Raw genomic sequence first — 25,471 nt, 5'->3', positions numbered from 1 at the left:
CTGTTAACACCCATGAAATGAAAAATTATACCGTTTTTTTATCGCTACTATTTCTTGCCCAAGCTATTTTTTCACAACAAGCAAAGGAGAAGGAACCCATGAAACCCATTCCAGAAGCAAAATCTTTTGTTACGGATCATCAAGGGGTATTTGGAGGAAAGCCGATTGCTTATAAAGCGACTGCTAAAGAAACCTACTTAACGAATGAAAAAGGTGATACTGTCGCTTCTTTCTGGTCTGTGGCGTATACACAGAATGCAGTAAAAAACAGTGCTAAAAGACCGGTAACCTTTGTATTCAACGGAGGTCCGGGTTCCGCATCGGTATGGTTACACATGGGGCTTTTTGGGCCAAAATTGGTTGCCGTTGATTCTAATGCACAGCAAGATGATGGTGCCGCGCCCTATATTTTAAAAAATAATGAAAATGGACTTCTAGACCTCACTGATCTGGTGTTTATAGACCCTGTAGGAACTGGATACAGTAGGGTCGTTGGAAAAGGTAAAGAAAAAGACTTTTGGGGCCTAAAGGAGGATGCCAGATCCGTAACCCAATTTATCCGTAAATGGATTACGGTGAACAAACGGTGGATGTCTCCCAAATATCTTGCTGGTGAAAGTTTTGGTACGACCAGAGCGGCGGCCGTTGCAAAGGAATTAGAAGGCAATGGACAAAATATGTCCTTAAATGGTCTTATACTAATTTCTCAGGCCCTAGACTACGCAGGTTCCACATCGGACCATCATAATATTACATCCTATCTCACCTATCTCCCAAGTATGGCGGCTACGGCATGGTATCATAAAAAAGCGGGGCAAGGAAAAAGTCTGGAACAGTTTGTACAAGAAGCACGGGAATTTACCTATGACACCTATGCTACGGCTCTTTATAAAGGAGATTTACTCCCCACTACGGCACGGGAAACAATCGCGAATAAGCTGGTGTATTTTACAGGGCTGGACAAACCCTATATCTTAAAATCCAATCTCAGGATTCTTATGCCCCGTTTTCAAAAACGATTGCTTTATGAGGAGGGGCTTACCATAGGCAGGTTGGACGGTCGTTTTATGGGAGAAGAGTCCGATTTAGTTGCGGATAGACCCACGCTAGGTGATCCGGCAAGCTATCAAATTGGTGCCGCATATACCGCTGCGCTTAATCATTTCTACGCATCGGTGCTAAATGTAACCATGGATAGGCCCTACCGCACTTCAAACGGGAAAATTGGTCAGAAATGGCGTTGGAGAACCGTTCCGGACGGGAGTTATTGGGAACCTACCCCTGTAAATACGGCTGGTGATTTAGGTGAGGCCATGCGAAGGAATACAGATTTAAAAGTGTTGGTCGCAAGTGGTTATTACGATTTAATTACTCCGTTTTTTGATGCGGAATATACCTTTTCTAGAAACGGAATTGTTAGTGACCGTGTAGCAATGACCTATTACGAAGGCGGGCATATGATGTACACCCACCAGCCAGATTTGGAAAAACTTTCGAAAGATATCAGGACATTTTTAAGCCAGAACTAATGCGACTAGCCTCCTTGACAATCCTAGCCTTGTGCTGTTTGTATGCGTGTAAAGATTCAGAAAATAGCTCTGCGGAAAAAACAAATGCGCCCACTGAAAAAAAAGGCAAAGCTGAAGGTGTTTCGATTATGGTGCTAGGAACCGCACAAGATGCAGGCTCGCCACATATTGCCTGTAAAAAAGCGTGTTGTGCAGCTTTGTTCGAAAACGAAAATAACGCTAGAAAAGTAGTCTCTCTAGGGGTTTTAGATTACACCAACGAAAAATCCTATCTTTTTGAAGCTACGCCCGATATTAGTACCCAGGTAAAAGTATTAAAAGATGCCATGGGAGCTTCGAGTCCTGAGCTTCCCAGTGGTGTTTTTCTAACCCATGCCCATATTGGGCACTATACCGGATTGATGTATTTGGGAAAAGAAGCCACAAACGCTCCTGAAACACCCGTTTTTGCCATGCCCAAGATGACGTCTTTTCTGAGGGAAAACGGGCCTTGGAGTCAATTGGTAAGCGACAGGAATATTTTACTAAAACCACTAGCGCATCAACAAGCGGTACCCCTTACAGAACAATTAAAAGTTGTTCCTTTTACGGTGCCGCACAGAGATGAGTATTCAGAAACCGTAGGCTATAAAATTATTGGACCCAATAAAAGTGCCTTGTTCATTCCCGATATTAATAAGTGGTCCGTATGGGAAACGCCGATAGCAAAGCTTATTGCCGAGGTGGACTATGCATTTTTGGATGCTACTTTTTATGATGGAGAAGAAATTAATTCTCGTGATATTTCGGAGATACCTCATCCTTTTGTCATTGAAAGTATGGATTTGTTTCAATCGCTAGCACCTGCTGACAAAGCAAAGGTGTTTTTCATCCATTTTAACCATACCAACCCATTGTTGCGAGAAGACAGTCCACAAACAATGAAAGTTTTACAAGAAGGTTATAAAATAGCACGGAAAGGGATGGTTTTTTCCTTGTAGTTTTCGCAACGATCCATAGCTATAATGCCCCAACCCCTGCGTAACAATCAATGTTTGTTTTCCTTCTGAATATATCATGAACTTATCTCAAGGTCATTTACTATGCTAAAATGAAGGCAACGGGAATTTTCCTTATTTTTAGAAAAACGTCTCCTCTTTTGAAAGCTACACTAAAAAACCTCATCCCCTTATCCCTTTGTTATTTAGGACTATTGAGCCTATTACAAAGCTGCACAAACGAAGGTGCTACAATTACATCTGCTACAGCTTACCAAACATGGTCTTCCTATCTTGGGGACCCTGGCCGAAGCCACTACTCTACCTTATCACAGATTACAAAAGAAAATCTTGACCAGCTTAAAGTAACCTGGTCCTACGAGGCTGCGGATCAGGGCCAAATGCAAATGAACCCTATTGTTGTAGACTCCATCCTTTATGGGGTTACGGCCGCCCTTAGGATTGTGGCCCTCAATGCAACCACAGGTGAAGAGATTTGGCAATTTGGAGATTCCGTGAAGGTTTGGCATTCTACCAGCAGAGGGGTTTCCTACTGGGAAAATGGTGATGACAAACGTATTTTAGGTACGCGCGGGTCTCACCTTTTTGCCCTAAATGCACATACGGGGAAGCCCATTGCCTCTTTTGGCGATAATGGAAAAATAGATTTGCGTTCTGGCATGCCAGATAGTGCCAAAGACAAATTTGTAATCTCCAACACTCCCGGAACAATTTATAAAGACTTAATAATTATGCCCTTGCGCATTTCTGAAGGCATTGCAGCGGCACCTGGCGATGTTATGGCCTTTAATGTCGTAACGGGTAAATTGGAATGGGTTTTCCATACCATACCACACCCTGGAGAAGCTGGTTTTGAAACTTGGAAAGACAGTACGGCCTATAAAAGCCCATTGGTCGGTGCGGCCAATAATTGGGCAGGGATGGCGGTTGATGAAGAGGCAGAAATCATTTATGTTCCTACGGGCTCCGCCGCTCCCGATTTTTATGGTGGTGTGCGTTTGGGCAGCAATCTCTATGCAAATTCCTTAGTGGCATTGAATGCCAATACGGGTGAGCACTTATGGCACTTTCAATTTACGCATCACGATGTTTGGGATAGAGACCCACCTGCGCCTCCTAATCTTTTGATGGTAGAAAGAGACGGTAAAAAAATACCTGCTGTGGCCCAGGTTACCAAACAAGGCTACGTCTATGTATTCCATAGAATAACAGGGGAGCCTTTGTTCGATATTGAAGAAAAGCCCATGCCTAAATCTGTTCTAGACGGTGAGGCAACATGGCCTACACAGCCCATACCTGTGCAACCCAAACCCTTTGCCCGAATGTCGCAAGATTTAACAGAAAATGATATTAGTCCATTTGCTGAAAACAGCGAAGAACTACGTGCTATTTTTAGAAATTCCGATAGGCGGCAATATGGCCCACCCAATACCTCACCTACTTTTTTATTGCCTGGTTATGACGGGGCTGCGGAATGGGGCGGGGCGGCTGCGGATCCTGATGACGGTATCCTCTACGTAAATTCTAACGAGATGGCATGGAACTTACAAATGGCCCCTAACACGGCCATTGCCAGTGGAACACCCCTTGGCGAAGCAACTTATCAAAGACATTGTGTGAGCTGTCATCAAACGGATAGAAAGGGTGTTGCCGCAAGCGGATTTCCGTCACTTATCGGTTTAAATCTTAAGAAAAGTAAGCGCGACGTAATGAAAACCATTACCAATGGTAAGGGAATGATGACCGGTTTTCCTCAACTTACAAAAGAAGAGTTACAGGCTTTAACGCGGTTTTTATTCAACGAAGAGATTAAGCATACAGTTGTCTCGGAAACATCGCAGACTGCAGTAGATAAGGTCCTATACAAGCATACCGGTTATTCCAAGTTTTTGGATAGTAACGGCTTGCCGGGAATTAGTCCGCCATGGGGTACCATGCACGCTATTGATTTGAACACGGGGGACTATAAATGGTCCATCCCTTTTGGGAACACTCCGGAATTAGGTGATAAAGGCGTTGGTACGGGGTCTGAAAATTATGGTGGGGCCGTAGTGACCGCGAACGGATTATTGTTCATTGGAGCTACCAGAGACGGCTATTTTCGAATTTTCGATAAAACGAACGGCGCCCTGCTATGGGAGTACCAACTGCCCGCTGCCGCTTTTGCCACGCCAGCTATGTATGAAGTGGATGGCAAACAATACATTGCCATTGCCTGTGGTGGTGAAAAGCTGGGCACTGAAAAAGGAAACCAAATTATTGCTTTTGCCCTAGAAGAATGAAACCTATAATAGTATCTCTTTTTCTTTTCTTAGCGGCTATTGCTTGTGGCCAAACTAGTTATACAAAAGGAAGAATTATAGATTCCATTGCTGTAATCGGTTCGGAGAACGAAACTTTTGCCCTTTACCTCCCCACTACCTTTTCTACAGAAAAACCAGCTCCTATCGTTATTGTATTTGAACCTGCAGGGCGTGGTAAGGTAGGACTCTCCCCTTTTATAAAAGCTGCTGAAAAATATGGGCATGTGCTGGTATGCTCCAACAATTCTAGAAATGGCCCGTACGATCGTAATTTTAGTATAGCCGACCGCCTCTTTAAACATCTCTTTAGCCAGTTTACAATTGACCCCGAACAGGTTTTTCTAAGTGGTTTTTCCGGTGGGGCAAGGCTTGCTACCAGCATAGCCTCTCTAAGTGATGAAATTACCGGGGTTATTGGTTGTGGCGCAGGGTTGGCCATGCAGCCGGGAAACATGCCCTACAATTCCAACTTTCTTTATGCGGGAATTTGTGGTACGAGAGATATGAACTACTCAGAAATGCTAGAACTAATGCCGCTATTAGCGCGGTTAAAGTTCAACAAAACCTTATTTACTTTTGATGAGGGCCATCGTTGGCCCCCTGAGGAAAAGATGCTGGAAGCTTTTGACTGGCTTTATGTTGCGCTTCACAAAAAAGGTACGGTAGCTTTGGATGGTGACACCCTTAAAAACCTGTACCTGTCCAATTATGAAAAAGCTATGGACAAGTTGAAGAATGAAGAGGTCTTAGGGGCTTTTGAAGATTTGAACAGAATACATGAAAGTTTTGGAAGCAGCTATCATCTGGACAGTATTTCGCAGCGCATCACAACAGTAAAGGGTTCGCCTGCCTATAAAAAAGCTTTCAAAGAAAGAAATGCGGCACTGGTCACGGAAAGAAAACTGACAGCGCTGTATTTTGAACGGATGAATAGCGAATTTAAAGCACCCGAAACAGCAGCTATGAATTGGTGGAAAAACGCATTTAAAAAGCTGAACAAGCAATTCTCAAAGGGCGGACCTGAAACCAAAAGAATGATTCAACGTCTCCGTTTTAAACTATTCGCTAGCCTCTACGAACGCACCTCACCCAACCTAAACCCCAACGAGCAAGAAAAACAAAAGAATTACAGCCTTGCACTCCGAGAACTCATCAAAGAAACCACACCCGAAGATTATTTGCGCTAGGTAAACTACCCTGTGGCAAGCCCGTAAGGCATTAAAAGGAAAATTACTTTTACTTTCGACGCAAGCGTCGGAGCATTTAAATCTCTATTATCGGGTAAAACAAAAGAACCACGAAAATGAACCGCATCAATCTTTGAACAAAGGCGTCCGCGCCAAACGAACCAAGGCATCATCCTCTTCTTTCAATAATCGTTTTGTTCTTAGGTATCGGTCCTTGTTATACGCATCAAAATTATCCGCTTCGGGATCCATACTACTTATGCGTACCATATCCGATGCATGAATAAACTCGTTGTTCCCTATCCACATGCCTACGTGCACCACTTTTTCGGTGGTTGTGTCCGTTGCTTTTCGTCCAAAGAACAATAAATCTCCCCGTTCTAATCGACTAAAATCCTGAACAGAATCTATAGGCTTCCCCGCATACACCTGTTGGGATGCATCTCGCGGAATAACCATCCCATTGAGGAAATAAACGGTTTTGGTAAAGCCACTACAATCCATTCCCTTTGTAGAAGTACCGCCCCATAAATAGGGTACCCCCATTAATGTTTTAGATGTAGCCACCAATTTGCCGGGCTCCGGCACCCTATCTTTAACCCAGCCAAAATAGCTTTCTGCCTCATCGACCCTGATAAGGGCAATGCGACCGTCAGGATAGGACGCTACAAAATAGCCATCCATTAGCTTTACAAATTCAAGTATATTCCCTGCGACCAAATCCGAAACAAGCTCCTTCTCATCCACTGCGTTATAGGAATGACCATACGTTTTGGTATACACCACCTTATCCATGGCTTTCCATTGGGCAAAGCGTTCCGTCCCCATTAACTGAATCCCTCCCTTATCTACCCATGAGAGGTAATTGTCCGGTGTTTGAATGTAGTACCAATCCCCTTGCTTTTTAAGCACTTTTACCGGGGTGCCCAAGGTAGCTTGCGTGGCCAACTCTGCGGAATGCTTGGGATTGCTCCTTAAATTTGCGACCGATATATTGATGACGGCCCTTGTGCTATCCCCGAGTTCTTTTGAGGGAAGTAGGGCAATGCTATCCACAAAAGGAATATTGTTTTCAGATAAAATACCGGTCAGCGCCTTTATGCCGTCCGGCAAGTTACTTTCGCCCTTTAAGATAAACGTATCGTTATTCTTTAGGGCCTCAATAGCGAATAGGGCCACTCGTTTATCCGGAGCAACTTTACTCTTAATAGCATCTATATGTTCTTGAATTCCGTTGTTTTCCTCTGGCCTTTGATTACATCCAAATAGAAAAAGAGCTACGAGAAGTAGTGAAACCGATTTAAAGTGCATACCGTATATTTTCAGTAAAAATAAGTAATAGGGCCTTAGTTACCATGTGTTATAAAAACCCGTTGTGTATTTTGATTGGATTACTAAAAATGGATGTCTGTCCGAGTGTTTTATCGCAATGCAATGGAGAAAAAATGTATCGAGAATAGCTTTTGGACCAACAAGGTTCTCGATACACTGCATTTTGCAATGAAAAATTGAAAAATACAGCACTCGAACTGACAATTTAAACATAAACTATGCAAAATGCACAACGGGTTATAAAATTAAATTCTTGATGGCAGCTACTTAGCATCTTGTAGATGATATCAACCCAATTTAGTTAAATTAGCATTCCATGAAAAAATTAAAGGTCATAGAGCTTTTTGCAGGTGTTGGTGGTTTTCGTTTGGGACTAGAGCAAACGGGAGCTTACGAAATAGTCTGGAGCAACCAATGGGAGCCCAGCACTAAAACACAGCATGCTTCTATGGTCTATGAGGCCAGGTTCGGGGCTAAAAATCATAGCAACACCTCTATCGAGGACGTGCTTACGGACCAAATTCCGGATGCGGATATTCTGGTAGGCGGTTTTCCCTGCCAAGACTATTCCGTGGCCACGACCTTACAGAACTCCAAAGGACTTTTAGGCAAAAAAGGGGTGTTGTGGTGGAGCATACACCGTATCCTATCCGAGAAGAAGCATCCGCCGAAATACCTTTTTCTAGAAAATGTAGACCGTTTACTAAAATCTCCCGCTGCCCAAAGGGGAAGGGATTTTGCCGTAATGCTACAAAGTTTGGACGACCTGGGCTATGCGGTGGAATGGCGTGTAATCAATGCCGCGGATTACGGTATGCCGCAACGTAGAAGACGTGTGTTTCTCCTAGGGTACCATAAGACCAGCGGGGTCTACAATGGTCTGCAAGATAGCGACCCCAAAGAATGGCTAGGTGCATCAGGTACCGTTGCCAGTGCTTTTCCTGTGGGTGCTCTTATAGAGCTCCAAAAAACCTTTACACTAGGGCAGGACTTGGTACGACTTTCCGAGCAATTTAATATAGGCGAAAAACTATCTCCTTTTCAAAATACGGGTATCTGTATAAACGGGCAGGTTTTTACCGCAAAAACCCATGCGCAATTTGATGGAAAACGCACCCTACTGGGCGATGTATTGGCACATGGCCAAGTACCACCAGAATTTTATATTACTCCGGAGGACCTTGAAAAATGGGCCTATTTAAAAGGTGCGAAAAAAGAAGTGCGGACGGCAAAGAGCGGATTTTCCTATAATTATAGTGAAGGGCGTATGCAGTTTCCGGATGCGCTGGATAAGCCATCACGCACCATTATAACGGGTGAGGGCGGTAAAAGCCCGTCTCGGTTTAAACATGTGGTACAGACCTCTAAAGGCTTACGGAGGTTGATTCCTTTGGAACTGGAACGCTTAAATATGTTTCCGGACCATCACACCTATCTAGCCGGAATAAGCGATGCAAAACGTGCCTTTTTTATGGGCAACGCACTTGTTGTCGGGGTTGTGGAACGACTTGGAAAATCGCTCTGCGAAAAAATTATTAAAAACCCCTAAAAGCGTACGAAAGTAGCTGCCAAAAAACTTAAAACATGACGCTGAAAAGTACCTTTAAGGCAGATTTAAAAAAGGAACGGCAGTTGTTCCCGCTGCTAGACCGTATGTATGCTTCACATCTAAAACACTACACTTTTGAGCGCATTTCTGACTATAAACGACAGGTAAAGGGTGTTGATGCCTATTTTACCCATAAAATCACAGGCCAACGCTATGCTATAGACGAGAAGGCACAGTTAGATTATATCAACGATGACTTGCCCACTTTTGCCTTTGAAATTCAGTACCAAAAAAAGGGACAGCTAAAAGAAGGGTGGCTGTTCGATACTACCAAGGAAACCGAATTCTATGCTTTGATTACCGCCATTTATGAGGATAGCCCCAATACCTATACCTCTTGTAAAATTACCTTGGTGAACCGAAAAAAGCTACTTGCTTTCCTAGCGTCCAAAGGCATCCGAAAGGAATTATTAGAAACGGTAATTCACAAGCATTCAGGGAAAAGCGCCAAGCTAGCACTAACACAATTAGATGCTAAAAAGGAGGGTTACCTCTATTTTTCAAAGCTATACAAAGCGGAAAAACCTATAAATCTTATCTTGAAATTAGATTTTTTAATACGCCTTGGCATCGCCAAACGATTCATCTAAAAGGTAGCTTTGCCCTTATATACTGTCTAACGGACTTTGAACCTTAGATATACTTCGTGGTGTAACCTTTGTGTATACTTGTGTGGTCTTAATGGAATGATGACCTAGCAGCTCTTGAATGAAACGCATATCCGCGCCCGCCTCCAATAAATGTGTTGCGTAACTGTGGCGCAGGCCGTGTATACCTATCTTTTTGTTGATTTTGGCTCTTTTCATGGCAAGTCTAAACACCTGTTGCAAACTAGATTTTCCATAAGGTCCGCCATATTGACCCTCGAACAAATATGTTTTGGGTTTAAAGCTTAGATAGTACTCTCGCAACTTGGGTAAAATAGATTTTGGCAAGGGCACGTACCTATCTTTTTTACCTTTTGCCCCTACTACGTGCACCACCATTCTTTTACTATCTATATCCTCAATTTTTAAATTGACCACTTCAGAAACCCGAAGCCCCATACCGTAGCATAGCTGAAGCGCTATCCTATGTTTTATATTTTGGGTAACGTTGAACAATTTTTTTACTTCGGACTTGCTCAACATCTTTGGCAAACTAGTTGCTTTCTTAGGGCGGGGAATGTCAAAAAACATTTTGGGTCTGTGTAACACCTGTTCAAAATAGAACTTTATAGCGTTGATTTTTCCGTTTAATTTGCGTTCTCTCATTTTCTCTACGCGGATACAGTATAGGAAATAATCCTTGAGTCGCTTAGGATTTAAATCCTGAACTGGATAATCGTCTAAAAGCACGAGCAAATGGTAGAACTCCGCCAAATACATTGTAATGGTGCTTTTACCATAATCTTTGAGGGTTAACTGCTCGTTTAGGGCCCGGTACGCTTCTTGGTTTACCTCGTGTATACGGAGGGCCTTGGTTTCTACCGTATTTTTTTCCTGTAATTGTAATTCTTTTCGTATTACCGATAAATCTGGCAGGTACCATGCTTTTTTACTAGCGCTCCATCTGGCAGATGGAAACCGCTTTTTTAACGCTAGTTTTAAGTTATTGTTGAACGGAAATTGCACTAAGATGACATCTTTACCCTTGTGCTGATCTGCATGAAATGTATAGTTGGATAGTATCATACGGTCATTTTATATAATTAGTACTCTAAAAGTACGTACAAATATATATAAAATAGATGTACGTTCATCTTGTATTAAACTATTATTTACAGTAAAAAGGTTAAATTTTGTACCTTGTGGGAAATAAACGTTTATACAGACATATAAACGTGTTGCTGTGCAATAACTTCTCTTGGGAAAGGTCATTGTTCTTTTGCTAAGGTCTTTTTAAGGAGAAGGTAAAAAAGGATGTTGGACCCTGGAGTTCCAGGGGATCAAGTTTTTCGATAAATCGTATGAGAGTTACACTATCAAATACGAGGTTTCGTATAAAAACTTATTTGAAGTAAGTTGATTTTTTTTGGAAAATCAAGTTTTTCGGCATCTTTTTTTTCATTTCCGTGACCTTGACCCTTACCCAACGAGAACATATACTCGTATATATTTCATTGGAAAGTCTCCCTCAAAAAAACAATGGTTTTGTAGTTCCTACTGTTCCGCTATAAGAGAAGTGACTCCGTAAATAAGGCGCATATGCCATTTGAAGGCTTCAAAGCAATGCGCTATATTTACTGCACACAACATAGGCTAAATGCAATACGGCTACGCCGAACAGCACTTAGCCTCGACCGTTGTACGCAAGCTGTGAAAACCTATGAGAGCCATTAAAATCTTCATTCTATTTATTTTATTTAGCCAAGTTTCATTTGGACAAAATAACTGCGGAGATTTTAAAAATTATGAGGAATCTCAAAAATGGATTAAGGAAATTAAACAGCTGAATCCTGACGAGCGTAAAAGCAAAATATTTGAAAGAATTAATTGTGAGCAAGAATCAGAACAAGATGAGATTGACTTTTGGCTCACTATAATAATCTCTGGAAATATTACTTCAACCGCGAATAAATTTTCAAAAGAACAAATAGAAACTCTTAAACTATTTCCATCCAAAAAAATTGAAATTGCGACTTCTCTGTGCGAATCTGAAGGAGTTTATCCTCAAAAATGCAATCTTGGTTTTGTTATTTTTAATCAACCTGAAAATCCAGTCCTGAACGAAATATCCGAATTAAAAAACATAAGATTAAAACGGAGAAAAGGAAAAATAATTATCAAATTGGAATCAGAAGTAGAAAGTGATATTGAATTTGAAGTAAATCATTTATTGAAAAATCATAGCACAACTCTATTCGCTAAAACTGAATTGAAAAAAGGTCATAATAAATTCATTTTTAAGCGGAGTACTAATTTGCAAATTATCGAATTTGAAATAAACGAAAAGAAATTAATTATAATAATATAAAAAGCCAGCGTACAACACCGTGTATAATTAATTGCTTTGGCAAGTGCTTATTTGGAAAATTCCTTCGGAATTTTCTCGCGTTCGTTTTTGTTTACTAAATTAGTTGCTTAAACACGCAACTAACCATACACAAACACGTTGTAAAACATTTTAATGAAATTTATAACCACAATCATATTTACAGTTTTTACCACCTTCTGTTTATTCTCTCAATATTCTAAGGAATACGAAATTTTGACTGAAAAGCTGATTGCAACAGATACTATAAATTTTGAAGAGCTATACAAAAATGGAGAGATAAAGGAAAAGGGTACTGTTTTAACATACAAAGTTGGGGATTATTCTGCCGACTACTATTTTGGAGATTATTATCAGTATTACAGGAATGGACAAGTAAAAATGACAGCCAAATTTGACCGATTTGGAAATTTGTTATCTCAAAAATGTTATTTGAACTTTGGTGGACTTTGTAGCGAATCAACAACCTTTGAAATTGATTCGGAAACCACCGATTTGGAAGAGTTGTTACGTGTCGACGAAAAAACTAAAGTCATAAGTAATGACAAATTCTATAACTATTCAATGAAATTAGATAGTATGTATCTAAAGAAAGAGGGCAAAATGATTGGGAATAAAAAAATAGGAGTCTGGAAAATCTATTCTAGGAATGGAGAATTAATTGACGAAAAGCAGTACTAAAAAAACGTTTTACAACAATGCCTAAACGTAATACGGACTTTAGGGCTGAAACCTAAGGTCTGTGTATATTTATAAGGTCACTAAATCTTATGGATTTAGCTTTAGAATAGAAAAAATAAATCAAAACAATAAGCTTTAGCTTCGTGCGCAGACGGAAACGAAAAGTTTCCTTACAACCGCACTACGCTTAGCCGTGACCGTTACCTGCAATTTAACCAATCACTATGGATAACAATTACTTACTGAATATAATGATTAGCATATTTGCTGGTATTTTAACTTACGTACTTATCGGTATGTTCAAACAAGTACTGGAAAAAATTCTTCTTCCTTGGTATCAAGCTAAAATTTATAAAGGACTGGACATAAGCGGAACTTGGATTGAAAATCATAATTACGAAGGACTTCTGAATCAAGAATCTGAAATCAAAATAAAGCAGAACGCTCACAAAATACACGGAACTATAACTTTAGCAAAAAAGAAAGACGATAACGAAATAATTGAAATCAAAAACTTTAGGTTCGAGGGCGAATTTTTTAACAACTTTCTGAATATAGCTTGTTGGAATGAAAATAAACAGCAAGTTGGAACTCATAACTATTTAATGAGTGTTGAGCGAGATGGAAAAGAAATGGATGGATTTAAAACGTATTTCGATATCGGAATGAGGAAAATCAGAACAGAAGAAATGTTTTGGGCCAGAAAATAAAAACTGCAGGTAACATCGTATAAAAACAATAGGGCAATTAGTGGCTAAACCGAATGGTTTGGGTATATTTCGAGGTCGCCAAATTTTTAAATTTGGCTTATTGAGAAAAGAAAAAATAATAAGAAAAATTTAAAAATTCGGCTTGTGTTTAACCGAATGGTTCGTGCGCTTTTTCCGCCCTACTATTCTTATACAATTCCGTTGTAAACAATTTTAACCTTTTCGACAAACGCGGTAAACAAACTATTGATTTACTGTTATTTTTAAATTACTTTTTAGAAATCACAAAAAATATGCGAGAAGTAGAAAGGAAAATGGAGGTTAATGACCTAAAAAAACTTCGATATAATAGCAAATCATCCTTGAAAATGTCTATTATATTAATAGTTGTAGGGTTTTCTCTACTGTACTATTTATGGGACAGAGATATTATATTCGTGAAAGTTCTATGCGGAATTATTGGTGTTTTAGGGATTCTAGGTTTTTGGCAAGACTTTATTAGTCAAAAAAAGGAAAAAGACGAAAGGGAGAAAATAAAAATTATAGTTAAGACTAAGTTAATAGACAAAAAAATTATTGATATGCGCTCTTCAGTCGATAGCAGCGACCCTAACGAAACTAAATATAGACTATTCTTTGAAAATTCTAAAAGTTACGATGTGAAGGATTATATATTTAATAAAATGCAAATTGGTAGCGAAATCGAAATAGAATATGCCAAGCACTCAAAATGGATTATCAATATTTATGGTAAATCAATGAATATTGAAAATGATTCTGTGGTCCAACGGTATTGATAAAAACTGTTTACAACAAAACCTATAAACAATAAGGGCTTCGGGCTTAAATGCTAAGGTTTGCGTATTTTTATAAAGTCCGCAAAATCTTTGGGATTTTGCTTTGACACAAAAAAAGAAAAAACAAAACCAAAAGATTTCGCTATGTGCGTGGCGGAAAGCAAACGCTAGTTTGCTCCCGTACTGTTCATAGCTCAACCGTTGTATGCAATAACTTCTCTTGTGAAAGGTCATTGTTTTTTTGCTAAGGTGATTTTAAGGAGAAGGTAAAAAAGGATGTTGGACCCTGGAGTTCCAGGGGATCAAGTTTTTCGATAAATCGTATGAGAGTTACACTATCAAATACGAGGTTTCGTATAAAAACTTGTTTGAAGGAAGTTGATTTTTTTCGGAAAATCAAGTTTTCCGGCATCTTTTTTTTCGTTCCCGTGACCTTGACCCTTACCCAACGCTAACATATACGGGTATATATTCCATTGGAAAGGCCCCCTCGAAAAAGCAATGGTCCGGTCGTTCCCATTATACCGTTGAAGAGAAGTGACTCCGTAAACAGGGGCGCATATGCCATTTGAAGGCTTCATGGCAATGCGCTATATTTACTGCACACAACAAGGGTATTGATATCATACGTCTACGACGAACGATACAAATACCCAAACCGTTAGGCACAAGCTGAAAAAATCAAATTTATTGAACAAACTTCTATCAAACTTATTAATTGCTACTATCGCAACCTTACTGTATCTAGTAGTTAATGAATTAATTGGAGTTTGGGGAGGAATTGCAGATTCAATAGGTTTTGATAATTACTTGAATTACTATTTATCAATCCAAGGGGCATTACAAACCTTGGCCGTTTTGATTTTTATTTTCATAATAAGACACAGAACTTTTGAAAACCTAGTAAAACGGACAAGTGTAAAATGGTATATTATTGCCATAGCACTTGGGATTAGCTTTGTTTATTTGCAAACTCCATTGAATTGGGTTTATAATTTCTTTTTTAACACAGAGTATTTTATTAGTTATGACCTTGATGGCTTATCGCAACAATGGAATGTAAATCTTATATCTTCAATAATTTTCATTCCAATAGGTGAAGAACTGTTCTTCCGAGAGTACATTCAAAACAATTTGCAAAAGAAAACAAATATTCTTTTCGCAATTTTAGTAGCCTCGATTCTGTTTGCCCTGATTCATGCGCCGTATATGAATCTGTTTTTCGAAGAATTTCAACATACTTGGCATTTAACCTACTTAACATTTTTTGGAGGACTACTTTCTGGATTTTTATACTATAAATCGGAATCAATCGGGCCCTCAGTAATTTTTCACATTTTTTGGAACTTAACAGCTTATGTACTTTGAATTGAAAAAAGCCAGTGCCTAACAATACCTATAATTAATGCGGACTTCGGTTTTTACGCCGAGGTCTGTGTATATTTATGAAGTCGCAAAATCTTTGGGATTTTGCTTTCGAACAAAAAAGAAAAAACAAAACCAAAAGCTTTTGCTTAGCGCGTAGCTGGAAATCCGTCGGATTTCTGCGCCGCACTAATCATAGCCTAACCGTTAGGCACAATCTAAAACCAATGAAATTCTCTTTACTCTGGTTCATGCTTTTAATATTTGGGACTTGTCTTGGACAGAGCTCTAAAATGGACTTGAAAACCTATTTCTCTGATTCTGAAATTAAGGACTTGAATCTGATTACGGACTTTTTTCAATCTGAATTTTGCGGAACTACGGACAGCACAAAATTTGGAGTTTGTATAACTAGCGCCTTACCAAAATTAAATGACTGGGAATATAAATATATTGGCAAAAAAATCAGTTGGAGAAAACAGAAAAAATTATACTCTAAAATATCAGACTCTACATTCAACAAAATATGGTGGATTTCCAATTCAACTTATTTAGCAAGTAAACCGAAATATGAATACAAATCGATTGTCTTTAGCTACAATCCAATTGTAATTGATTTCGTTAAAGCATTAGGCAAATCAAACAAGTTTTTAGAATATTATGCAGATAAGCTTGAATTCATTGGTGGGTTTAGTAATATCAATTTAATTTCCATCAGTATAATTGAACACCCCCAAGAGTGGGATTTAAATGATAGAAATGTTCAAATATTTCTAGCAATACATTATTTGACACAAAATGATATGCTAAAAAGAGACAAAAAAGTTGGACGGTTAGAAAAGCGTCATATTCGTGAACTGAGCAAGAAACAGAAAAAGACTGTGCCTAACAAAGCCTAAACGTAATGCGGACTTCAGGGCTAAATCGAAAGGTCTGTGTATATTTATGATGTCGCTAAATCTTATGGATTTAGCTTTGGACAAGAAAAATAAAACTAAACAATAAGCTTTAGCTTCGTGCGCAGACGGAAACGAAAAGTTTCCTTGCCCCCGCACTACGCTTAGCCCAGCCGTTAGCTGCAAGCTGAAAGCTGAAAAATCCATTTTTTATGAAGAAATCTCATCTCATTTTAATTCTGATTCTTTTAGTTGTCGAAATTACGTACGCCTGTTCCTGTCCATTTAGAAAGCTCGCCGAAATGCAAAAGCGCGAAGTTGAAAATTCAGAATGTATTTTTGTTGGAAAAGTTACAGAAGTAAAAGAGGATTTGACATATAAAATAATCGTAATGGAATCGCTAGACGGCGGAGACTTACAGGGAAACGTATATATTGGACAAAATTGGAAATATTGCTATCCTTATGTTGAGGAAGAAGGAACATGGCTATTTTATGGGAGAATGGAAAACGGATTTTTCAAATTAAATAGCTGTGGGCTTAGTAGAGCGTTCGACAATCCATTTGCACCTACCTCCGAATCTAAAGAGCTCGATGAATATGGAGCCAAAATGGAATTGGAAAAAATACCTGACGCAGAAATTTTAAATGGAATGTTTAGAATAGATTTAGCGAATGAAATAGCAGCTTTAAGAAAACGAAGAGACTACACAGTAAAAGCCAGCAGCTAACAATGCCTAAATGTAATGCGGACTTTAGGGCGAAACCAAAAGGTCTGTGTATATTTATAAAGTCGCTAAATCTTATGGATTTAGCTTTGGACAAGAAAAAATAAAACTAAACAATAAGCTTTAGCTTCGTGCGCAGACGGAAACGAAAAGTTTCCTTACTACCGCACTACGCTTAGCCGAGACGTTGTGGTTAATTTAAGAAAATGACGATAGAACAATTAAAATCGAACATAAAATGGTGGGAATCCAAAAGATGGATTTATAATATTGCTGTTGGACTTTTCGGAATTTTTGGAATTTACGATGGACTTTCAAGAGGAGAATACTCTTGGACAATAGACGACACAATTGGAATTATTATTTGGGGAATTGGAGCAAATATTTTTTATTCATTAGGAATATTATTGGAATTATTTGACTGGTATTATCTGAAAAACAAAGTCGGAATTAAAAGGTTCCGAATGGTATTTTTCATAATCGGAATTTTATTCAGTTGCTTATGGACTTTATGGTGTAGTTGGCTTTATTTTGCAAAACCACATTTATGGTAAAACAAATCAAAAAGTCTTAAATGAACGAAATCTATTTATCTAAAATAAATGAAGAACAAAATCGAGAGGTCATTGTCGAAGGAGATGACCATTCTGTTTGGGCTTATGTCTTGAAACATTCGGAGGAAAGTACCGGAATTGAATTTGACGGATTTATATGTTCTCGTGGAACTCTTGTTGAGTCAAGTAAAGAAATAAAAGACTATATCAATAATGCTATTTCTGCGCCATTAATGAAAAGGTATTCGAATGAATTCTCTATCCAACGAGAAATTGAAAATAAGGACATAGAAATTGATTGGAACGGAAACGAAATAAGTATAAAACTAAACGGAATTGATTTTCTGATTATGGATTTAAAAAACCGAAAATCTTACTCAAAATCAACATCTGAAAATGGTCCTTATGGAATTCCTATAACTGAAAAAAACTAACCACAACACCGTGTATAATTCATTGCTAGTACTCGCCTACTTACGAAAACCCTCGCGGATTTTCTATTCGGTTTGTATTTGCTAAATTAGTTGCTGAAACACGCAACGAAATCATACACAAACACGTTGCTGTGCAATAACTTCTCTTGGGAAAGGTCATTGTTCTTTTGCTAAGGTCTTTTTAAGGAGAAGGTAAAAAAGGATGTTGGACCCTGGAGTTCCAGGAGATCAAGTTTTTCGATGAATCGTATGAGAGTTACACTATCAAATACGAGGTTTCGTATAAAAACTTGTTTGAAGGAAGTTGATTTTTTTCGGAAAATCAAGTTTTCCGGCATCTTTTTTTTCGTTCCCGTGACCTTGACCCTTACCCAACGCTAACATATACGGGTATATATTCCATTGGAAAGGCCCCCTCAAAAAAGCAATGGTCCGGTCGTTCCCATTATACCGTTGAAGAGAAGTGACTCCGTAAACAGGGGCGCATATGCCATTTGAAGGCTTCATGGCAATGCGCTATATTTACTGCACACAACAAGGGTATTGATATCATACGTCTACGACGAACGATACAAATACCCAAACCGTTACCAGCAATTTGCAAAAACCTTTGTAAATGAACATCATTGAAGAAATATCGAAAAAATACGGAGGGAATTACGCGGAGGAACGGACTAAAAAAGTGTCCACTCCGAATGGACAAAACATATATCAACCTAAAAAAGGAATCCTGGAAATAGATGGAACAAAAATCAGCCTCAATTCAAATGAAGTTGGTGGGGCTATGCCTGTTACCGAACCTCTCCGAGTAATACTATATTTGGACAAAATTTACAATACTGAATTGACAATTTTCCCAAAAGACCTTTGGAACGATTTTCTTGATTTTATTATGCCTAAAAGACGAGATTTCATTCCACCGCCACTTAGAAAACAATTTTGGTTTGGAGGCGATAAAACCTTGTTAAAAAAACTCGCAACCGATAAAATATTGATAGAAAATTTATTAAACGAAAGAGTATATATCGAAACTAAATCGAAAGAAACGGATTGGATTATATTGACTCCTGAGTACGGAATTGAAAATATAAAACAATTTGAAAAATTCGTTATTATTTTAAAGCGGATTGAAGAAAAAATAAAAACTGCTGGTAACAATACCTATAATTAATACGGACTTCGGTCTTTACGCAAAGGTCTGTGTATATTTATAATGTCGCAAAATCTTTGGGATTTTGCTTCGTGCAAGAAAAAAACAAAACAAAACCCAAAGCTTTTGCTTAGCGTGAGACAGGAAATCCGCTGGATTTCCGCCCCGCACTAATCATAGGTACTGTGTTAAAAAGCAAGCTTTTTCTTTAAAATATTAGGAAACAAGTTGAGCAATCAAGTTGTTATCCTGCGCAGCAAGGGCTTCACGCTTTTGCTGCTTTTTAGTTTCAAAATCCGCATCATAGAATTCTTCGTTTTTCCATAGGGTGTACATTAATATCAACAGCTTTCTCTGAACCGCTATTAAGGCCACCAGTGGCTTTGCTTTCTTTGGCTTAAGTCGGTTATAGAATTGTTTCAATGTTGGATTACAACGCACACAGGTCATCGAAGGCATATGTAGAACGGCACGAATATGGCTGTTACCCTTTTTGCTGATCCTTGTTTTGCCCTTGAAGTTCCCCGACTCTCGCAAGACAACATCGTAACCGGCGTAGCTGGTCAGTTGTTTCGCGTTTACGATAGAAGCAAAACCCAAGGTCTCTCCTATAACGGTAGCTGCGGATATAAATGAAATACCAGGTATACTCATCATAAAGCCTATCTTGTTCCGCAGTACTTTGTTTTTGGATATCAGGTCCTGCATTTCTTCTTCTATAGATCCTATTTGACCATTGATAAGTTTCAGCCTGTTCTTATGCCTTTTAAGGGCTTTGGCATTCCTATAAACACTCGACGAAATTGCTCCCTGACGATTGTTCTCTATTGTCCTATCCTTTAACAAAGAACTACGTTCCCTGCTCAATGCTTTTAAGCGTTGAAGTTCTTCACTGGGTGGCTCCCATAAACGAATAGACCTTTCCAGACCGAGCATACCGAGCATACCGAGCATTTTACTATCCAGCGCATCTGTCTTTGAGCGTTGGTCAAGACTACGGGCATAACTCTTCACCCTGCCCGACTGCATTACACAAACCGAATAACCTTTGGAATGCAGATAATGGGCGATACCCTGATGGTAAACTCCCGTGGCTTCCATAACCACTAAAAGCTCAACGCTAGCATCCACCGATTTCCTTAACCATTTCAAAAGCTCTTTATAACCTGACAGATCATTGGGCACATCTGGATGTGATATGAATTCTTTGTTCAGCTTATCGGTCAGAAAACCTAGGGATAATGATAAGTTTAGTTTAGAGACATCAATACCCAAACATTGTTTTAAGCGCTTTTCCATAACATTATTTTTTTAAGCTATAACCTTCTTTATCATCCTTGCTCGCATTTGATTCGACCTCTGTAAAATAGGGTCTAGGTACTGTCCGGATTCCAAGAAAACTATAGAAGGGCGGGATTTCTATGAAACGATATCACCTTAAGTGTATCTAGCCGAGACCTCTCTGTCCCTTCTATTCTAGCTTTTGTTCACTTCCCAAGCTAATGTTTTAAAACATTAGCTTGGGAAGTGTGTAGACCTAAGCAACGATATCCATTTTAAGTATCTGGCCGAAACACGAAACCACACTTCCCTTTAAGCTAATGGATTATCCTAAATATCTTATCTTCAACCTAAGAAACAAACATACGAGCCGAACCGTTGGCAGTAATTATGACCCGTCCTGAAATATGTATACAAAAAAACAACTGTATATGTATAAAAATGATGGATATGTGAGACGTTATAGCGAAAGCTTTAAACTTAAGATTCTCGCAGAACTTACCAAAGGAAACCATTCCAAAAGACAAATTGCATTAACTTACGGGATACAATCCAGTACTATCAATGTATGGATAAAGAAGTATGATCGTAAAGATTTAATGAACACCCGTGTAACCGTGCAAACAGACGATGAATTTACCCGTATCAAAGCTCTTCAGAAAGAGCTAAAGCAACTCAAGGATCTGTTGATTAAAAAGGACTTGGATAAACTGGTTACCGACAGCTATCTGGAGGTAGCTGCCGAGAACCTGGGCTATAAAGATGTTGAAGAATTAAAAAAAAACTTAAACATCAAGCCCTAATGAAAACAGCACCTAAAAACAGAAAGGACAGAAGCTTCACCATAGAAGCTATCTGTGATGCCTTCTCCCTTAAAAGAGATGCCTATTACAAATTCCAAAAACGGTTCGTTATCCGAAAACAAGTAGAAAACGATGTTGTCCAGCTTGTCCGGAAAAGTAGAAAGACCCTACCAAGGGAAGGTACCAGGAAACTCATGAAGTCATTACACGTAGACTTTCAAAAGCAACAACTGAAAATAGGTAGGGACCAGCTATTCCGTATCTTAAGGGAGAACGAACTGCTAATAAAGAGAAAGAAGTACTCCTCTAGAACAACTAACTCGCATCATAGATTCTATAAATATGGAAACATCATAAAAAACCTGAAAATTGAAAGGCCCAATCAAGTCTGGGCTTCCGATATCACCTATATCAGAACCGTAAAAGGATTCTGCTATCTGGCACTCATAACCGACATGTACTCAAGAAAAATAGTAGGCTTCGACCTTAGTGACAGTCTTGAACTCAAAGGTTGTGTAAGGGCTCTGAACAAAGCTATTTACAATGCCAAGGATACCAAGCGACTGGTTCATCACTCGGACAGGGGAATTCAATACTGTAGCAACGTATATACCCGGATTCTAAAAAGAAAGAAAATAGAAATCAGTATGACGGAGGAAAATCATTGCTATGAGAACGCAATGGCGGAAAGGGTCAACGGAATCCTAAAAGATGAATTCTATCTAGACCAGACCTTTACCAGCGTAATACATGCTAAAAAGGCCGCTAAAAATGCAATCAAATTGTACAACACTAAACGATTACATTTATCTTTAGACTATAAAACACCTAATTACGTGCATCAATATGCCGCTTAAAACTAATTATTAATCTGTAGCCGTATTTTAGGACGTGACATATGAAAAAAACGATTTTAATTCTTTTCACCTTTCTATTAAGTAGCAACATTTTTGCTCAAAATAACTTATCCGAAACGGAAAAATTTGCGTTTACAGGTAAGGTTTGGGGATTTCTTAAATACTATCATCCCGAGGTAGCTGACGGTAAATACAACTGGGATGAAGAATTATTTAAAATTCTCCCAAAAGTTAAAGCAGTAGCAAATAATAAAGAGTTATCGCAAGTCTATCTTGACTGGATTAAAAGTCTAGGAGAAATTAAGCCTTGCAAAAAGTGTGATGTGAAAAATAACGTTGAATATTTCGATAAAAATTTCAACTTAAGCTGGATAAATAATAGGCAAATATTTACAACCGAACTATCAGAAAAACTGAAATATATAGAAAGAAATAGACATCAAGGGAAAAAACATTATGTAAAATATTATAAAGGAGAACCTAAATCCATATACATTGATAACGAATTGGATTATAAAGGTTTTGACTGGCAAGAAGAAAATTTAAGATTACTCTCATTATTTCGTTATTGGAATATTGTTGAATACTTTTTTCCTGCTAAATATCAAACAGATACGGGTTGGGATATCATTTTAAACAAAATGATTCCAAAATTTTTAAATACCAAATCTGAACTAGACTTACATCTCGCAATGTTGGAATTAATCGTTAGTTGCGATGATAGCCATGCAACATTTTTTAACAAAGAAACATACTCTTTTTTTGGTCGGTATTATCTTCCAGTAGATTTTAAAGTAATAGATAGTAAAGCAATAATTACAGGTTTTTATAACGATTCTTTGGCAAGATTAAACGATTTCCAAATTGGAGATATAATAACAAAAGCAAATGAAAAAGAGATTGCAACAATATTGGAAGAGCAGGAAAAATATATTAACGCTTCAAATGTTTCAAGAAGGAAATTCAATGCTCGTTATTACACTCTAAACGGTACAACGGATTCTTTAAAAATAGAAATTACTAGAAATGGTAATACCTCTATAAAATCAGTAAAAAGATATCCGTTTAACCAGTTCCATTATAAGGAGGAAGTTGAACCTAAAAGCTTCGAAATAATAGAAAACAATATCGGGTATATCAACATAGGACTGGTTAAAGAAGTTGAAGAAATTCCTGAAATAATGGAAACTCTAAAAAACACAAAAGCCATAATATTTGATATTAGAAATCATAAACCTTTTACGCCCTTTTATTTCGCAAATTATATAACATCTAAAGAAAGAGAATTTTATAAAGCAACATACGCTGACCTTGATTATCCTGGCAAATTTATTTGGACAGAACCTTACAAGAGTGGAAATGATGAACTAAAATACTTTAAAAAAGTAATTTTATTAGTTAATGAAAATAGTCAAAGTCAACTTGAATATACAGCTAAATGCCTTCAGACAGGAGACAATGTTACCACAATAGGTAGTCAAACTTCTGGAGCAGATGGAAATGTAGTTGTATTCAACATGGTTGGTGGATTTAAAACACAAATAAGTGGTGTGGGTATATTTTATCCAGATGGAACTGAGACTCAAAGAAAAGGAGTGAAAATTGACATTCATGTAGAACCAACGATTGACGGAATTCTTGCAGGAAAAGACGAAATACTAGAAAGGGCAATTAAGTTTATCAATGAATAAAAATACTGTTGCCAACAATGCCTATAGCAAATAGGGCATAAAGTGCTATTTTTAAAGGCTTGGGCTTGTTTACTAAGTCCGCCAAATCTTTTGGATTTGGTAATTAAAAAAGAAAAATAATTACAAAACAAAAAGCTCTGGCTAGCAGACCAGACGGAAACGAAAAGTTTCCTTGCCTGCCCTACTTGCCATAGCCGTGACCGTTGTAGTGCATTGGAACCAAATAAAATAATGAGACAAATTTTAACCATACTTTTTCTACCAATTCTTCTAATGTCTTGCAAAAATGAGGGTAAAAAAATAGAAGTTGATTCATCACATCAAACCGAAAAACTAAATAAAAAAGTAGATGAGTACTTCTCAGCACTTAATAAAATTGGGAAATTCAATGGAGTTGTGTTTGGTTCTAAAAATGACTCTATAATCATTAACAAGGCATATAATTTAAATCAGGATAAAAGTAGTACTACGTATGTAACAACTGAAAGTCAATTTGATATTCATTCTGTTTCCAAGTTAATGGCTCATTACTTGATTGAAAAATTTGAGATTGAGGGTGAAATTGAAAAAAGTGAATCTATCAACAAATTCATTCCAGACTTTCCTAACGGCGACAAAATAGCCATAGAAATGTTGCTCAACCACACATCAGGACTTCCAAGAAGTTTAGAGCGTGTTAAAGAAGATAAAATCAACTTGTCATCAGAACAGATAATAGAGTACGCCAAAAAGCAAAAACTACTTTTCGAACCAGGAACAGAAAAACAATATTCTAATGTGGCTTATGAACTTGTTTATTTTGTCATTCAAGAAGTTTCTAACAAAACTTTTGCCCAATGTTTGGCAGACGAAGTATTCCAACCTTTGGGAATGAAAAATTCAGGAGCTCATTTTTACCTAAAAGAAAAAAATCTCAAAAATTTAGCAAAGAATCACGAAAAGGATGATAGCGTTATTGTTCAAGTAAATAATATATTATCAGATGAACTCAAGACTGCAAGAATATTTTCAACTGCTTCTGACTTAAATAAGTTTTTGAACCATATAAAAAATGAACCTTATGCATCGTTACTACAAAATAAATCTGATGTCATTGAAAAAAGTGGTGGTTCAGACGGAATAAGAGTTGAGATATATGCAAATCTTGAATATAATTACAATTTCATTTTTTTAGCGAATTATGAAGAAGTTCCTTTTCAGAAAACGGTGGAAGATTTTGCCAAAATATTGGAAAACAAACCATACGATGTACCGAAAGAGTTGAATAGAAAATCTATCAAATTATCCTCTGACAATTTAAAGAGATATGCAGGAACATATTCATTTGCAGATATGGGTAATTTGGAATTGACTTTTAAAGTAGAGAATGAAAATTTGGTGGTTTATCAAGACGGAGAGAAGATAGCCACTTTAAAAGCGGAATCAGAAAATACTTTCTTTGACGACCCTAAAGAACCTGAATCGTTTGAATTTGTTGATAATGAAAATGGTAGTTTCAATGTTTTAATGGGTTGGAAAGGAGTTAAATTGAAAGGAATTAAGAAATAACGCACTACAACAATGTCTATAAGCAATAGCGGTTTAAGTGCTAAA

General features: G+C 38.0%; 23 protein-coding genes. 20 read left to right on the top strand and 3 right to left on the bottom strand.

Going from position 1 to position 25,471, the window contains the following annotated elements; translation table 11 throughout:
• Positions 1 to 17: 17 nt before the first annotated feature.
• The 4 genes from SJY09_RS13700 to SJY09_RS13685 all read left to right on the top strand — a co-directional run bounded on the left by SJY09_RS13700 (position 18) and on the right by SJY09_RS13685 (position 6,017).
• Positions 18 to 1,529 carry a S10 family peptidase gene (locus SJY09_RS13700; protein WP_396636279.1) on the top strand — a complete coding sequence of 504 codons (1,512 nt, stop codon included), beginning with the start codon at positions 18 to 20 and terminating at the stop codon, positions 1,527 to 1,529.
• Positions 1,529 to 2,509 (top strand): MBL fold metallo-hydrolase, encoded by a 981-nt coding sequence (locus SJY09_RS13695; RefSeq protein WP_396636278.1) that lies wholly within the window; start codon positions 1,529 to 1,531, stop codon positions 2,507 to 2,509. The genes SJY09_RS13700 and SJY09_RS13695 overlap by 1 nt, the downstream gene beginning before the upstream one ends.
• Positions 2,510 to 2,667: 158 nt before the next feature.
• Positions 2,668 to 4,809: a PQQ-binding-like beta-propeller repeat protein gene (locus tag SJY09_RS13690; RefSeq protein ID WP_396636277.1), complete on the top strand. Its 2,142-nt coding sequence runs from the start codon at positions 2,668 to 2,670 to the stop codon at positions 4,807 to 4,809.
• Positions 4,806 to 6,017, top strand: a complete 1,212-nt coding sequence (locus SJY09_RS13685; RefSeq protein WP_396636276.1) for a hypothetical protein — start codon at positions 4,806 to 4,808, stop codon at positions 6,015 to 6,017. Before SJY09_RS13690 ends, SJY09_RS13685 begins: the two co-directional genes overlap by 4 nt.
• A gap of 126 nt (positions 6,018 to 6,143) precedes the next feature.
• Here the strand turns inward: SJY09_RS13685 and SJY09_RS13680 are convergent, their stop codons facing one another.
• Entirely contained in the window at positions 6,144 to 7,328 is a 1,185-nt protein-coding gene (locus tag SJY09_RS13680) for a C40 family peptidase (protein ID WP_396636275.1), read from the bottom strand.
• A gap of 337 nt (positions 7,329 to 7,665) precedes the next feature.
• On the opposite strand from SJY09_RS13680, the gene dcm reads away from it, so the two are divergent.
• Both dcm and SJY09_RS13670 read left to right on the top strand, forming a co-directional pair.
• Positions 7,666 to 8,898: a DNA (cytosine-5-)-methyltransferase gene (gene dcm / locus SJY09_RS13675; protein WP_396636274.1), complete on the top strand. Its 1,233-nt coding sequence runs from the start codon at positions 7,666 to 7,668 to the stop codon at positions 8,896 to 8,898.
• Between the two features lie 35 nt (positions 8,899 to 8,933).
• The gene (locus SJY09_RS13670) at positions 8,934 to 9,548 is read left to right on the top strand and encodes a hypothetical protein (RefSeq protein ID WP_396636273.1); all 615 of its coding nucleotides are present in this window, start codon (positions 8,934 to 8,936) and stop codon (positions 9,546 to 9,548) included.
• 15 nt (positions 9,549 to 9,563) lie between these two features.
• Here SJY09_RS13670 and SJY09_RS13665 read toward each other — a convergent pair whose 3' ends face one another.
• Positions 9,564 to 10,631 (bottom strand): tyrosine-type recombinase/integrase, encoded by a 1,068-nt coding sequence (locus SJY09_RS13665; RefSeq protein ID WP_396636272.1) that lies wholly within the window; start codon positions 10,629 to 10,631, stop codon positions 9,564 to 9,566.
• Between the two features lie 634 nt (positions 10,632 to 11,265).
• Here SJY09_RS13665 and SJY09_RS13660 point away from each other — a divergent pair.
• The 10 genes from SJY09_RS13660 (at position 11,266) to SJY09_RS13615 (ending at position 19,267) form a co-directional block, all read left to right on the top strand.
• A complete protein-coding gene (locus tag SJY09_RS13660) occupies positions 11,266 to 11,913 on the top strand; it encodes a hypothetical protein (protein ID WP_396636271.1) in 648 nt (215 codons plus the stop codon).
• A gap of 153 nt (positions 11,914 to 12,066) precedes the next feature.
• Positions 12,067 to 12,612, top strand: a complete 546-nt coding sequence (locus tag SJY09_RS13655) for a hypothetical protein (protein ID WP_396636270.1) — start codon at positions 12,067 to 12,069, stop codon at positions 12,610 to 12,612.
• Between the two features lie 224 nt (positions 12,613 to 12,836).
• A complete protein-coding gene (locus SJY09_RS13650) occupies positions 12,837 to 13,322 on the top strand; it encodes a hypothetical protein (protein WP_396636269.1) in 486 nt (161 codons plus the stop codon).
• Between the two features lie 293 nt (positions 13,323 to 13,615).
• The gene (locus SJY09_RS13645; protein WP_396636268.1) at positions 13,616 to 14,119 is read left to right on the top strand and encodes a hypothetical protein; all 504 of its coding nucleotides are present in this window, start codon (positions 13,616 to 13,618) and stop codon (positions 14,117 to 14,119) included.
• Between the two features lie 690 nt (positions 14,120 to 14,809).
• The gene (locus SJY09_RS13640) at positions 14,810 to 15,487 is read left to right on the top strand and encodes a lysostaphin resistance A-like protein (protein ID WP_396636267.1); all 678 of its coding nucleotides are present in this window, start codon (positions 14,810 to 14,812) and stop codon (positions 15,485 to 15,487) included.
• A 77-nt stretch (positions 15,488 to 15,564) separates the two neighbouring features.
• Entirely contained in the window at positions 15,565 to 16,383 is an 819-nt protein-coding gene (locus SJY09_RS13635; protein ID WP_396636266.1) for a hypothetical protein, read from the top strand.
• A 209-nt stretch (positions 16,384 to 16,592) separates the two neighbouring features.
• Positions 16,593 to 17,111, top strand: a complete 519-nt coding sequence (locus tag SJY09_RS13630; RefSeq protein WP_396636265.1) for a hypothetical protein — start codon at positions 16,593 to 16,595, stop codon at positions 17,109 to 17,111.
• 203 nt (positions 17,112 to 17,314) lie between these two features.
• Complete coding sequence (locus tag SJY09_RS13625) at positions 17,315 to 17,662, top strand: hypothetical protein (protein ID WP_396636264.1); 348 nt, start codon at positions 17,315 to 17,317, stop codon at positions 17,660 to 17,662.
• Positions 17,663 to 17,682: 20 nt separating this feature from the next.
• Positions 17,683 to 18,096, top strand: coding sequence for a hypothetical protein (locus SJY09_RS13620; RefSeq protein WP_396636263.1), 414 nt, complete (start codon positions 17,683 to 17,685; stop codon positions 18,094 to 18,096).
• A 616-nt stretch (positions 18,097 to 18,712) separates the two neighbouring features.
• Positions 18,713 to 19,267 (top strand): hypothetical protein, encoded by a 555-nt coding sequence (locus tag SJY09_RS13615; protein WP_396636262.1) that lies wholly within the window; start codon positions 18,713 to 18,715, stop codon positions 19,265 to 19,267.
• Between the two features lie 195 nt (positions 19,268 to 19,462).
• Here the strand turns inward: SJY09_RS13615 and SJY09_RS13610 are convergent, their stop codons facing one another.
• Positions 19,463 to 20,545, bottom strand: a complete 1,083-nt coding sequence (locus SJY09_RS13610; RefSeq protein ID WP_396636261.1) for an IS110 family transposase — start codon at positions 20,543 to 20,545, stop codon at positions 19,463 to 19,465.
• Between the two features lie 413 nt (positions 20,546 to 20,958).
• Here SJY09_RS13610 and SJY09_RS13605 point away from each other — a divergent pair, with 413 nt between their 5' ends.
• The 4 genes from SJY09_RS13605 (at position 20,959) to SJY09_RS13590 (ending at position 25,426) form a co-directional block, all read left to right on the top strand.
• Positions 20,959 to 21,330, top strand: a complete 372-nt coding sequence (locus SJY09_RS13605) for a transposase (RefSeq protein ID WP_097046638.1) — start codon at positions 20,959 to 20,961, stop codon at positions 21,328 to 21,330.
• Positions 21,330 to 22,187, top strand: coding sequence for an IS3 family transposase (locus tag SJY09_RS13600; protein WP_396636260.1), 858 nt, complete (start codon positions 21,330 to 21,332; stop codon positions 22,185 to 22,187). Before SJY09_RS13605 ends, SJY09_RS13600 begins: the two co-directional genes overlap by 1 nt.
• A 41-nt stretch (positions 22,188 to 22,228) precedes the next feature.
• Complete coding sequence (locus SJY09_RS13595; protein ID WP_396636259.1) at positions 22,229 to 23,878, top strand: S41 family peptidase; 1,650 nt, start codon at positions 22,229 to 22,231, stop codon at positions 23,876 to 23,878.
• A gap of 231 nt (positions 23,879 to 24,109) precedes the next feature.
• Positions 24,110 to 25,426, top strand: coding sequence for a serine hydrolase (locus SJY09_RS13590; RefSeq protein WP_396636258.1), 1,317 nt, complete (start codon positions 24,110 to 24,112; stop codon positions 25,424 to 25,426).
• Positions 25,427 to 25,471 lie beyond the last annotated feature (45 nt).

The sequence above is a fragment of the Maribacter sp. R77961 genome, assembly GCF_044594925.1.
Taxonomy (GTDB): Bacteria; Bacteroidota; Bacteroidia; order Flavobacteriales; family Flavobacteriaceae; genus Maribacter.
The sequence above is the reverse complement of the archived record's forward strand: the minus strand, read 5'-3'. Positions and strand labels throughout refer to the sequence as shown.